The following is an 11,696-nucleotide window of genomic DNA, read 5'->3' as shown; positions in this document are numbered from 1 at the left end:
GGACGCTCCAAGCTAGTCTTTCACGGTGAACAATCGTGACTCCGCCCAGCATTCCCCTGCCTCCGCCCCGGCCGCGAGCGGCACCGTCATTGGGCTCGACATCGGCGGGACCAAGACGCGCGGCGTGAGGTTCCACGACGGCGAGCCCGTACGGGACGAAACGGCCGGCAGCTCCAACGTCCAGAATGTCACCAAGGAGCAGGCAGCGGCGAACCTGGCTGAGCTGTTCGGAAAAATTGGCGGCGGGGTCATCGACCAGGTGTACGCCGGTGCCGGCGGCATTGATACGGAGCAGGACGCCCAGGCGCTCGCCGACCTGATCGCACCCCATGTGCCGGGCGCGCGAATCACGGTGGTGCACGATTCCCGGCTGCTGCTTGCCGCAGGGGGAGCGAGCACGGGCGTGGCCGTCATCGCCGGTACGGGTTCGGCAGCGTGGGGAAAGAACGACGCCGGCGAGGAAGCCCGGGCGGGTGGCTGGGGCTACCTCCTGGGGGATGAAGGAAGTGGTTATTGGCTGGGGAGGGAAGCCGTGCGCCATAGCTTGCGGCGGATGAACCAAGGCCTGGAACCTGACCGGCTGAGCCGTGACCTGCTCGAATCCTGTGGCGTGGATGAGCCGGGCAAGCTCATCGCGCTCTTCCATTCACCCGACACCGGACGCCGTTATTGGGCCCAGCAAGCCCGGCTGGTGGTCGAGGCAGCGGATGCCGGCGACCACGTCAGCCAGGCTTTGGTGGTGCAGGCCGGCCGTGACCTGGCCGAACTTGCCGGCCAGGCCGTCCGCCAGCTGGGTTTGAACGGTCCGGTGATCCTGGGGAGCGGATTGGGCATGAACGTTCCCCGTCTGCAGGACGCGTTCAAGGCTGCCCTGGCCGAGGCCGGCATTGTGGATGTCCGAATCCTCCAGCAGGATCCCGTGTTCGGCGTTCCCCGACTGGTGGCTGAGCAAACCCCCTGATCGAGTTTTTGTACGCCTAATGACCTTAAGAAGCCCCTTTAGGCGCGTTAGCTGTACAAAAACTCAGCCGCGGGTGCGGGGGCGGAGCTTGACGCCGGGCAGCGGGGGAGCCGGGATGCGTCCGGCTTCCGGGCCGGCGTCGGGTCCGTGTCCGTGGACGAAACCGAAGCGTGAGCGTGCGGCAGCGTCGTCGTCGAGCAGTCCTTCCGCTTCCCATTCTTCGCGGGCCTGCTCCACTTCCTCATGGGTCCGCCCGACGAAGTTCCACCACATGAGGAGGTCTTCGCCGAAGGGCTCACCGCCGAGCAGCATGAACCGTGTATCGGGCCGGGCTTCCACGGCGAGGCTTGTCCGTCCCGCGCCGAGGTAGGCCAGCGGCCCGGCCTCAACGTCCTGGCCGTCAATAACGAGGTGCCCATCCAGGACCAGCACAGCGTGCTCAAAGTCCGGGCGCAACGGAAGCTCCAAGCGGCCCGATCCCACGATGTCGGCGCCCACGATCGGGCTGAACATGGTGGCCGGGGAGCGTTGGCCGGCAAACTCTCCCACCATGACCGTGGCGGTGAAGCCTTCACCAACAGCCACGGGCAGGTCCCGGATCTGCTCGAACGACGGCGCACGGTGGCGGTGCGCATCCGGTAGGGCAACCCAGAGCTGGAGTCCCCGCGACACCGGCAGTTCCCCCACCAGTGGGCTTGACCCGTCTGCGGCGGCGGGAAGGACGGAGAACTCCGAGTGGGAGATACCGTTGCCGGCAGTCATGATGTTCAGCTCGCCGGGCCGCACAACAACATCGCTGCCCACGCTGTCACGGTGCCGGACCGCGCCTTCCATCGGCCACGTGACTGTTTGCAGCCCGCAGTGCGGATGGGGGAGGACGCTCATCGCCACGCGGTCCGGTCCGAAGCTGTCCAGGAAACACCACGCTCCGACGGTGGGGAGTCCTCGCTGCGGCAGTGTCCTCATCACGTTCATGGCGCGGACGCCGCCCAGCGGAACTTCGCGCTCAGGCCACAGCTGGACACAAGGACCTTGGCCTTCGGTGGCCGCGGGGCAGACTTCCTGTGCGGGGGAAGTATCAAGATTGGTCATGTGTCATCACCTGTGCATAAATGTTGGAAATTGAGCTAATCTGTTCCGTGTGAACAACGCCCTTTTGAGCTACCACGACGCCGTCCTTTACCGTTCGGGTGAACCGTATCGCATCCTCGCTGGAGCCATCCACTACTTCCGGGTCCACCCCGAACTGTGGCGGGACAGGTTGCGTCGGCTCAAGGCCATGGGGGCCAATACCGTTGACACCTACGTTGCCTGGAACTTCCACCAGCCCAAGCGCGATGAAGCGCCGGACTTCAGCGGCTGGCGGGACGTGGGACACTTCATCGACCTCGCGGCAGAGGAAGGGCTGGACGTCATCGTTCGCCCCGGGCCGTACATTTGCGCCGAGTGGGACAACGGCGGTTTCCCCTCGTGGCTGACTGGTATTCCAGGCATTGGACTGCGCTGCATGGACCCTGTTTTCACGTCCGCCATCGAAGACTGGTTCGACCACCTGCTGCCCATCATCGCTTCACGGCAGGCCTCCGCCGGTGGCCCTGTGGTGGCCGTGCAGATCGAGAACGAGTACGGCAGCTACGGCGATGACCACGAATACATCCGCTGGAACCGGCGGGCGCTGGAAGAGCGCGGTATCACCGAGCTGCTGTTCACGGCCGACGGCGGCACGGACTACTTCCTCGACGGCGGCTCCGTGGACGGCACCTGGGCGACGGCGACGTTGGGAAGCCGCGGCGACGAAGCGGTGGAGACATGGAAGCGACGCCGGCCGGACGAGCCGTTCTTCAACGTCGAGTTCTGGGGTGGCTGGTTCGACCATTGGGGCGAACACCACCACCGCCGCGAGGCCGCGGATGCGGCTATGGAAGCCCGCAAGATGCTGGACCTTGGCGGCTCGGTCTGTGTGTACATGGCGCACGGCGGAACCAACTTCGGCCTCGGATCCGGCAGCAACCATGATGGCAGCCAACTCCAGCCAACGGTCACCAGTTACGACTCCGATGCTCCCATTGCTGAGAACGGTGCCCTGACGCCGAAGTTCCATGCGTTCCGGGAGGAATTTCTCCGGGCACAGGGCATCGAAGACGCCCCAGAGCTCCCGGTCGAATTGCTGGCAGCCCCTTCCGTTGTTCCGGCACAGTCGCTGCCGCTGAGCGCGGGCTCGGAGCTGCTGGAGCTTGTCCGCAAAGCCGGCAAGCCCGTCAGCAGTGTCATGCCCCTCAGTTTCGAACAATTGGGCCTCGACGCCGGTATGGTCCTCTACTCGGCCGACGCCATCCTGCCCGGCCGCGCTGATGCTCCGACTGAAAGCCGGGTGAAGGTTGCCGGTCTGAATGACCGTGCGTACCTCTGGGTGGACGGCGAATTTGCAGGGGTGCTCGATGACGTCACAGGAGCCGAGGGATTGCTGGTCACAGGCACAGGAGTTCCGGCCAAGCTCGAGATTCTGGTGGAAAACCTTGGCCGCATCAACTACGGGCCCTTGACCGGACACGGCAAGGGGATCCTGGGCGGCGTCCTCATCAACCAGCGCTACACCTTCCACTGGACACAGACTCCGGTGGCCCTGACCGAATGGGCGGCCGAAGAGCTGGAAGAGCTTGCCGGGGCCGATTTTGAGCTGGGCGAGCCGGCCGATACGTACATTGCCCTGCCCGGCTGCGGGAAGGGCTTCGTGTGGCTCAATGGCTTCCTGCTGGGACGGTACTGGGACAAGGGCCCGCAGGTGACGCTCTACGCACCGGCACCGTTGTTGAAAGCCGGCCGCAACCACATCAAGGTGCTGGAGCTGCTCAAGCCCGGTACCGTCGTCGAGCTCCGTGAAGAACCGGACCTGGGTCCGGAAGAGGCCGGGCCCATCGCAGCTGCCGAACTGCCGTAGGGATCACTGCAAGGGAATTATGCTGGCACGATGAGTCCCCAGTTCGATACCCGTCCCGCTGCCTACGCCGTCATCGTCAAGGAAGGGCGGATCCTGCTGGCCTACTGGAAACAGGACGACAAGGAAGGCTGGACACTTCCCGGCGGCGGCCTGGACTTCGGCGAACACCCCGTGGACGGGTGCAAACGGGAGGTCATGGAAGAAACCGGCTATGAGGCCAGGGTCGATGGGATGTTGGGCGTCGACGTCGGACACTGGCGGGGGGAGAAGCGGCCGGATGGGTCCGTGCGTGACTTCCAGGCCCTTCGTATCGTGTACGAGGCTACTGTGGTGGGCGGCGAACTGACATACGAAGTGGATGGAACCACCACGCATGCTGCCTGGGTCCCCTTGGGCGACGTCGACAAGCTCAACCGGGTGTCCTTGGTTGATACGGCATTGCGCCTTCACCGTGAGCGGCCGGCAGACGGAAAGCCCAGCACCCAGGGGTAGCCAAGCTGCCGACGGTTGGCTAGGCTGGGCATCGTTGCCGGCGGACCTTGCCGGCCTGGATGCCTAAGGGGGTGGATTCTGATGATTGCCGAAACCTCGCGCGCCCCGCACACGGCAGCGCACCGTCATCACACCACCCACCCTGTCCCGGCATCCGCCTGCCAGTAGCAGGCAACCGGGCCTCAGCAGAGGCATCCCATTGAATATTTACGCTTCATCAAGCGACCCTTCATCCAGCACCACCATGCAACTTCGCGGACCTGCGGAGTATGGTTTCACCGACAAAACAGCAGAACTCTTCGGCGCCAATAGGCCTCCCGCCAACCAGGACAACGCGACTCCAGGCAGGGTGGTCCGACTGGACCGCAACCGGGTACTGGTGGCTTGCGCCGATGGACTGCTGCATCTGCCCTACCCTGCCCAAGGACAGGTTCCGGCAACAGGTGACTGGGTGTGGCTCGGCCACAACAGCGCCGGCGAACCCGCCGTCGTCGACGTCCTGCCCCGCTATTCGGCGCTAAGCCGCAAGCGTGCCTTCGAAGCCTCGTCCGAGGAGCAGATCCTTGGCAGCAACATCGATATCGTCGCCGTCGTAGTCCCCGTGGACCGCCCCCTGACCCACAACCGGCTGGAGCGGACCCTCGTGGCTGCATGGGATTCGGGGGCTACTCCGTTGGTGGTCATCACCAAAGCCGACCTGGCCTACGTGGCCGATGACGTTGTAGGAGAAGTGATCAAGCAAGCCGCCGGCGTGGAGGTGGTCACCACCTCGGCCGAACACGGAGATGGACTCGACGAACTTATGCGGCACGTTCCCGACGGCGCCACGCTGGTACTTCTTGGCCCTTCCGGAGCCGGCAAATCGACACTCATCAACGCGCTCGCAGGCCACGATGTCCAGCAAACGGGTGCGGTTCGCGCCGGGGACGGCAAAGGCAAGCACACCACCACGTCAAGGGAGTTGGTGCCCCTTCCTGGTGGAGCCGTGCTGATGGACACGCCCGGGGTCCGCGGATTTGGGCTCTTCGATGCGGAAGACGGGATGGAAGAGATGTTCGGCGACCTCGAGGAGCTCTTCGGCCAATGCCGTTTCGCCGACTGTGCCCACCAGGCGGAACCGGGCTGCGCCGTGCAACAGGCGCTCGCCGAGGAGACCCTGGAACCGCGGCGTTGGGCCAGCTACCTTAAGCTGCAACGCGAACTGGCTGCACTCAACCGGAAGCACGACGCTGCGGCCCGCCGCGCCTACCAGCGCGAGTGGCACCAGAAGGTGATGTCGGCGGACAGGGGCCAGCGCGCCGTCGAGCGTTACAAACATGACCAGGCCGCAGAGCGGTCGGGCAGGGGAGGGAAGCGCCGGAAACGATGAAACATTGCCGATTGATTACGGAATTCGTGCCGCCGCTGACATCGCCGGTGGTGCTGGCTACTCTGGGTGAAGATTGCTTTGCAGCCAAGTAATAAGAGTGCATATGATCATCAGGCTCTACCGATGTTCTCGACCACAGATAGGTAAGCCCGGGTATGGCCGAAGCCATGATTGAGTTCCAGAGCGTGACCAAGCAATACCAGGGCGGGCAACCTGCGGTGGACGCTCTCACCATGTCCATCGACAAGGGTGCCATCACTGTGTTCGTGGGGCCCTCAGGCTGCGGCAAAACCACCTCCCTGCGCATGATCAACCGCATGGTGGAGCCCACCAGCGGAACCATCACCGTGGCCGGCGACGACGTGTCCCAGGTTCCGGCGGCCAAGCTCCGCCGATCCATGGGCTACGTCATGCAGTCATCGGGCCTCTTGCCGCACCGCTCCGTGCTGGACAACATCGCCACCGTGCCGCGCCTAAACGGTATCCCCAAGGCGGCGGCGCGCAAACGTGCGGCCGAACTGCTCGACGTCGTCGGGCTGGCTTCTGTTCTCGGCAAGCGGTACCCGAGCCAACTCTCGGGTGGCCAGCAGCAGCGCGTCGGGGTTGCCCGCGCGCTCGCTGCCGACCCGCCTGTCCTCTTGATGGACGAGCCTTTCAGTGCCGTGGATCCCGTGGTGCGCGATGAACTGCAGCAGGAGTTGCTGCGCCTGCAACGCGAACTTGCCAAGACCATCGTCTTCGTCACGCACGACATCGATGAGGCCACTGTCCTGGGCGACAAAGTGGCCGTGTTTGCCGTGGGCGGCAAGCTGGCCCAGTATGCCGCCCCGGAGGAAATCCTCAGGGCGCCGGCGAACGACTTCGTCGCCTCCTTCGTGGGACGGGACCGCGGCTTCCGTCACCTCGCTTTCAACGGAGCCGATGCCGTCACCTTGCACCCGGTGACCATGGTCAATCACGGCGATGGCCACAGCGCCGGACGTCGCTCCGGGGAGTGGGCCTTGGTAGTGGACGATGAATCGCGCCCCCTCGGATGGTCCTCACCCCGCGACGGCGCCGGGCTGATCCCGGGTGGTTCGCTCTTCCGCAAGGGGGATACGCTGCGCCGTGCTTTGGACGCGGCGTTGTCGTCGCCGTCGGGCCTTGGGGTCGCAGTGGACGACGACGGCCGGGTCGCCGGAGTTTTGAAGGCGCCGGAAGTCCTGGCCTTGATTGAAGAAGCGCGGCACCACAGGGAGGACGCCACCTGATGGAGTGGTTCCTTGCCAACATTGGAATGGTCCTGGGACTGGCCGGCCAGCACCTTGTGCTCGCGGTCATTCCCATGGTTCTGGGATTGGTGATCTCTGTTCCCCTGGCGCAGCTTGCCCGGCGGAACAGCACGCTCCGCTCAGTGGTGGCTACGGCTTCGTCGCTGCTCTACACCATTCCCTCGCTGGCACTGTTCATCATTCTTCCCACCATTCTCGGTACCCGGATCCTCGACCCCCTGAATGTGGTGGTGGCGCTGACCATCTACGCCGTTGCCTTGCTGGTCCGGGCGGCGATGGACGCGTTCGACTCCGTGGACGATGACCTCCGTAACGCTGCCGTGGCCATGGGCTTCAAACCGGCGGCCCGGTTCTTCCAGGTGGACCTGCCATTGTCCTTGCCGGTGATGTTCGCCGGCCTCCGCGTAGTGTCCGTCAGCAATATTTCCCTGGTCAGTGTCGCGGCCTTGTTGGGGGTGGGCAACCTGGGCGTTCTCTTCACCGACGGACTGCAGCGGACTTTCATCACCGAAGTGGTGGTGGGGATCCTCGCCATCCTGGTTTTGGCATTGCTGATGGATGCTGTCCTTGTAGTGCTGGAGCGGCTCCTGACGCCATGGACCCGTGCGGCGGGCGGTAAACCGTCCGGGCCTGATGCCACCACCTTGGCCACTGAGCCCAAGACCGGACCCGCCGTGCCACAGGCAGGCCTGCGCCCCGATCCTGGAGTGTCGGCATGAACATCTTTGCCGAAACCCTCGCGTGGCTCGCCGATCCCAAGCACTGGACCGGAAGCGGCGGCATTCCCACCCGTTTGCTTGAACACTTGCAGTACAGCGGCCTGGTGCTGCTCATCGCCGCCGTGATCGCCATTCCCGTGGGTCTGTTTATTGGTCACACCGGGCGGGGGCGAGTGGTGGCAGTGGCTGTGGCCGGCGCACTCCGTGCCCTTCCCACCCTCGGCTTGCTGGTCCTTTTTGCCCTGTTGGCCGGAAGCGGCCTCATGCCGCCGGTCTGGGCCTTGGTGATCCTCACGGTTCCGCCGCTTCTGGCCGGTACCTACGCCGGCATCTCCAGCGTTGATGCCAATGTGGTCGATGCTGCCAGGGCCGTGGGCATGACCGAACTGCAGATCCTCTTCCGGGTGGAACTGCCCAACGGACTGCAAGTGATGTTCGGTGGGATCCGCACCGCAGTGCTGCAGGTCATCGCTACTGTTTCCGTCGTCGCCTATCTGCCGCTCGGAGGGCTGGGCCGTTATCTCTTTGACGGCCTCGTCCTGCAGGATTTTCCCCGGATGCTCGGTGGTTCCTTGCTCATCGCCGGCCTGGCCATTGCCGTGGACCTGATCCTCGCCGCGGTACAACGGCTGGTCCTTTCACCAGGTCTTACCCTCGACTCAAAAGGCGGCCATAAGGCAGCCGAAGATCTCACAGCCGCGGCTCCAGCCGGGGCTGCCGTTCAAGGAGGTACACCATGAAGAACCCCGTCCCCATGACCCTTACACGCCGTGGCCTCGGCGGCCTCGCAGCTGGTGTGGGTGTGGCCCTCGCCTTGAGCGCGTGCGGCGGCAGCCCCCTGGCCAATCCCTCCTCCGCGGCGCCCAGCGGCTCCTCCGGTGGCGGTTCCCTGGTAGTTGGCTCTGCCGATTTCCCCGAGAGCCAGGTGATCGCCGAAATCTACGTTGGTGCACTCAACGCAGCAGGACTCACCGCAACGTCAAAGCCGAACATCGGTTCGCGTGAGATCTACTTCAAGGCTGTCCAGGACGGCTCGATCGACCTCGTTCCGGACTATTCCGGCAACCTCCTTTCCTACGTGGACACTGAGGCCACCGAAGTATCGGCCGATGATGTGTACAAGGCCCTGCCCGGCAAGCTGCCTGAAGGACTGGGTGTCCTGGAGGCCTCCAAGGCCGAGGACAAGGACGCCATGGTGGTCACCAAGGCCACGGCCGAGAAGTACCAGTTGAAGTCCATTGAGGACCTGGCCAAGGTTTGCAAGGACTTCACCATGGCGGCGCCGGCCACCTTCGAGACCCGCTCGTACGGCTTCCCCGGCCTTAAGAAGAACTACAACTGCGAGCTCAAGGGCCTGCAGCCGTTCAGCGACGGCGGTGGCAACCTGACGTTGCAGGCGTTGCTGGAGGACAAGGTCCAGGTGGCTGACATTTACACCACCACGCCCTCCATCGTCGACAACGATCTCGTGGTCCTTGAGGACCCCAAGAACAACTTCAAGGCCCAGCAGGTCCTGCCGCTCTACAACAAGTCCAAGATGACGGACAAGGCCAAGGACGCGCTCAACAACGTGTCCAAGATCCTTACCACCGATGACCTCATCAACCTGAACAGGGCCGTCAGCGGCGACCAGAAGCAGTCGCCCAAGGACGCCGCAGCCGCCTGGCTGAAGGACAAGGGCATCGTCAAGTAGTCCCACAACAAAACCGCGTACGACGGCGGTGACGGACCCGCGCGGGACCGTCACCGCCGTCGTCGTATATGTGAGTCAAGTCTCAACTGAACTACATCACCCATGTGGCATATTTGAGGAATGGCGAATTTCAAGCAGTCCACCAAGCTTCATAATGTCCTCTACGACATCCGTGGACCGATTCTTCAGGCCGCCCAGCAGATGGAGGCGGAGGGGCACAGGATCCTCAAACTGAACATCGGAAACCCGGCACCTTTCGGCTTTGAAGCGCCTGACGCCATTTTGGTGGACATGATCCGCCACCTGCCCAATGCCCAGGGTTACAGCGATTCGCGCGGGATTTTCTCGGCAAGGACCGCCGTTTCCCAGTACTACCAGACCCGCGGCATCCAGAACATCCACGTCGATGACATCTACCTCGGAAATGGTGTCAGCGAACTCATCACCATGTCCCTCATGGCCCTGCTGGAGGATGGGGACGAGGTCCTGATTCCCACCCCGGACTACCCGCTGTGGACTGCGTCCGTCGCGCTGGCCGGCGGCCGTCCCGTGCACTACCTCTGCGATGAAGATTCAGGCTGGCAGCCTGACCTTGAAGACCTGGAATCGAAGATCACCCCCCGGACCAAGGGCATCGTCGTGATCAACCCCAACAACCCCACGGGTGCCGTCTACCCGGAGGAGACCCTGAAGCGGATTGTGGCGCTGGCTGAAAAGCACGGCCTGGTGCTGTTCGCCGATGAGATCTACGAGAAAATCCTGTACGAAGACGCAGTCCACACCAACCTCGCCGGGCTGACCGGGGACGACGTCCTCTGCCTGACCTTCAGCGGCCTGTCCAAGGCCTACCGGGTCTGCGGTTACCGTGCCGGGTGGATGGCCATTTCCGGGCCAAAGAAGGACGCCGCGGATTACCTGGAAGGTATCAACCTCCTGGCCAACATGCGCCTGTGCGCCAACGTCCCTGCCCAGCACGCCATCCAGACGGCGCTCGGTGGCTACCAGAGCATCAACGATCTCATCCTTCCCGGTGGCAGGCTCCTGGAACAGCGCAACAAGGCTTACGACCTCCTCAACGCCATCCCCGGCGTCAGCACCCAGCAGGCGAGGGGTGCGCTGTACTTGTTCCCGAAGCTGGACCCCGAGGTTTACCACATCAGGGATGACGAGAAGTTTGTCCTTGACCTGCTGAAGGAGCAGAAGATCCTCGTCTCCCACGGACGCGCGTTCAACTGGGTTCGCCCCGACCACTTCCGCATGGTGACCTTGCCCAACGTCAAGGACATTGAAGAGGCGATTGGCCGCATGGCGGACTTCCTGTCGAGGTACCCGGGCAACTAGCCTGAGGTTCACAGCCGCGTCACCGGGGCGCGGTAGGGGAAGAAGGGTGCGCCACATGGCTGCTGTAGTTGAGTTCGCCAAGAGTCCAGCCGAAGTTCTGAAGGTCGGGCCCGGATTTTCGCTCGCAGGCGTCGACCCTCAGTCCACCCCCGGCTATACGGGGACCAAGGCGGACGGCAAGGCTTTGCTCGAGGCCCAGGACGACCGGCTGGCAGAACTGCAGGAGCAGCTCTTCGCCGAGGGCAAGTTCGGCAGCTCCAAGAGGCTCTTGCTGATCCTGCAGGCCATGGACACTGCGGGCAAGGGCGGAATCGTGAGCCATGTAGTGGGCGCCATGGACCCGCAGGGTGTGCACCTGGCCGCCTTCAAGGCTCCCACGGACGAGGAAAAGTCGCATGACTTCCTGTGGCGGATCGAGAAGGAAGTCCCGGCAGTCGGCATGGTCGGGGTGTTCGATCGGTCGCACTACGAGGACGTCTTGATCCACCGTGTCCATGGCTGGGCCGACGCGAAGGAACTCGAACGCCGCTATGCGGCCATCAACGACTTCGAGGCACGCCTTGCTGACCAAGGCACCACCATTGTCAAAGTCATGCTGAACATCAGCAAGGACGAACAAAAAGAGCGCCTGATTGCCCGCTTGGACGATCCCGCCAAGCACTGGAAGTACAGCCGGGGCGATCTCGCCGAACGCGCCTACTGGGACGACTACATGGCCGCCTACAGCATCGCCTTTGAGAAGACCTCAACGGATGTCGCGCCTTGGCACGTCGTACCGGCCAACAAGAAGTGGTACGCCCGGATCGCCGTTCAGCAGCTGCTGCTGGAGGCCCTGGAAGGCCTGGATTTGGACTGGCCCAAGGCCGATTTCGACGTCTCGGCGGAGCGGGCGCTCGTCGAGAAGTCCTAGGG

At 63.8% G+C, this 11,696-nt stretch carries 11 protein-coding genes; 10 read left to right on the top strand and 1 reads right to left on the bottom strand.

Annotation, left to right across the window (positions count from 1 at the left end):
* Nucleotides 1-25: 25 nt before the first annotated feature.
* On the top strand, nucleotides 26-961 hold the full coding sequence (locus ACFVSI_RS07430; RefSeq protein ID WP_387821471.1) for an N-acetylglucosamine kinase: 936 nt from the start codon (nucleotides 26-28) through the stop codon (nucleotides 959-961).
* A 63-nt stretch (nucleotides 962-1,024) separates the two neighbouring features.
* On the opposite strand, the gene ACFVSI_RS07425 is transcribed toward ACFVSI_RS07430, so the two are convergent.
* Nucleotides 1,025-2,053 (bottom strand): pirin family protein, encoded by a 1,029-nt coding sequence (locus tag ACFVSI_RS07425; protein ID WP_387821469.1) that lies wholly within the window; start codon nucleotides 2,051-2,053, stop codon nucleotides 1,025-1,027.
* Nucleotides 2,054-2,102: 49 nt separating this feature from the next.
* Between ACFVSI_RS07425 and ACFVSI_RS07420 the strand changes: the two genes are divergently transcribed.
* The 9 genes from ACFVSI_RS07420 (at nucleotide 2,103) to ACFVSI_RS07380 (ending at nucleotide 11,694) form a co-directional block, all read left to right on the top strand.
* On the top strand, nucleotides 2,103-3,899 hold the full coding sequence (locus tag ACFVSI_RS07420; protein ID WP_387821466.1) for a beta-galactosidase family protein: 1,797 nt from the start codon (nucleotides 2,103-2,105) through the stop codon (nucleotides 3,897-3,899).
* 30 nt (nucleotides 3,900-3,929) lie between these two features.
* Complete coding sequence (locus ACFVSI_RS07415) at nucleotides 3,930-4,391, top strand: NUDIX hydrolase (RefSeq protein WP_387821463.1); 462 nt, start codon at nucleotides 3,930-3,932, stop codon at nucleotides 4,389-4,391.
* A gap of 199 nt (nucleotides 4,392-4,590) precedes the next feature.
* The gene (gene rsgA, locus ACFVSI_RS07410; RefSeq protein ID WP_387821460.1) at nucleotides 4,591-5,760 is read left to right on the top strand and encodes a ribosome small subunit-dependent GTPase A; all 1,170 of its coding nucleotides are present in this window, start codon (nucleotides 4,591-4,593) and stop codon (nucleotides 5,758-5,760) included.
* Nucleotides 5,761-5,915: 155 nt separating this feature from the next.
* Nucleotides 5,916-7,010 (top strand): ABC transporter ATP-binding protein, encoded by a 1,095-nt coding sequence (locus ACFVSI_RS07405; protein WP_387821457.1) that lies wholly within the window; start codon nucleotides 5,916-5,918, stop codon nucleotides 7,008-7,010.
* Complete coding sequence (locus ACFVSI_RS07400; protein ID WP_144659590.1) at nucleotides 7,010-7,750, top strand: ABC transporter permease; 741 nt, start codon at nucleotides 7,010-7,012, stop codon at nucleotides 7,748-7,750. Before ACFVSI_RS07405 ends, ACFVSI_RS07400 begins: the two co-directional genes overlap by 1 nt.
* On the top strand, nucleotides 7,747-8,490 hold the full coding sequence (locus ACFVSI_RS07395; RefSeq protein WP_144659592.1) for an ABC transporter permease: 744 nt from the start codon (nucleotides 7,747-7,749) through the stop codon (nucleotides 8,488-8,490). Before ACFVSI_RS07400 ends, ACFVSI_RS07395 begins: the two co-directional genes overlap by 4 nt.
* The gene (locus ACFVSI_RS07390) at nucleotides 8,487-9,443 is read left to right on the top strand and encodes an ABC transporter substrate-binding protein (protein WP_387821453.1); all 957 of its coding nucleotides are present in this window, start codon (nucleotides 8,487-8,489) and stop codon (nucleotides 9,441-9,443) included. The genes ACFVSI_RS07395 and ACFVSI_RS07390 overlap by 4 nt, the downstream gene beginning before the upstream one ends.
* Nucleotides 9,444-9,563: 120 nt before the next feature.
* The gene (locus ACFVSI_RS07385; protein ID WP_387821450.1) at nucleotides 9,564-10,784 is read left to right on the top strand and encodes a pyridoxal phosphate-dependent aminotransferase; all 1,221 of its coding nucleotides are present in this window, start codon (nucleotides 9,564-9,566) and stop codon (nucleotides 10,782-10,784) included.
* A gap of 55 nt (nucleotides 10,785-10,839) precedes the next feature.
* Nucleotides 10,840-11,694 (top strand): polyphosphate kinase 2 family protein, encoded by an 855-nt coding sequence (locus ACFVSI_RS07380; RefSeq protein ID WP_387821447.1) that lies wholly within the window; start codon nucleotides 10,840-10,842, stop codon nucleotides 11,692-11,694.
* Nucleotides 11,695-11,696: the final 2 nt, after the last annotated feature.

Source organism: Paenarthrobacter sp. NPDC057981, assembly GCF_042886835.1.
Taxonomy (GTDB): Bacteria; Actinomycetota; Actinomycetes; order Actinomycetales; family Micrococcaceae; genus Arthrobacter.
Note: the sequence above shows the minus strand (reverse complement) of the source record. Positions and strands in the feature narration are given on the sequence as shown.

Bases quoted from the DNA above. Each gene is read 5' to 3' on its own strand.
- ACFVSI_RS07425 (WP_387821469.1), bottom strand. From the start codon at position 2,053: ATGACCAATCTTGATACTTCCCCCGCACAGGAAGTCTGCCCCGCGGCC.
- ACFVSI_RS07415 (WP_387821463.1), top strand. From the start codon at position 3,930: ATGAGTCCCCAGTTCGATACCCGTCCCGCTGCCTACGCCGTCATCGTC.
- ACFVSI_RS07405 (WP_387821457.1), top strand. From the start codon at position 5,916: ATGGCCGAAGCCATGATTGAGTTCCAGAGCGTGACCAAGCAATACCAG.
- ACFVSI_RS07400 (WP_144659590.1), top strand. From the start codon at position 7,010: ATGGAGTGGTTCCTTGCCAACATTGGAATGGTCCTGGGACTGGCCGGC.
- ACFVSI_RS07395 (WP_144659592.1), top strand. From the start codon at position 7,747: ATGAACATCTTTGCCGAAACCCTCGCGTGGCTCGCCGATCCCAAGCAC.
- ACFVSI_RS07390 (WP_387821453.1), top strand. From the start codon at position 8,487: ATGAAGAACCCCGTCCCCATGACCCTTACACGCCGTGGCCTCGGCGGC.
- ACFVSI_RS07385 (WP_387821450.1), top strand. From the start codon at position 9,564: ATGGCGAATTTCAAGCAGTCCACCAAGCTTCATAATGTCCTCTACGAC.
- ACFVSI_RS07380 (WP_387821447.1), top strand. From the start codon at position 10,840: ATGGCTGCTGTAGTTGAGTTCGCCAAGAGTCCAGCCGAAGTTCTGAAG.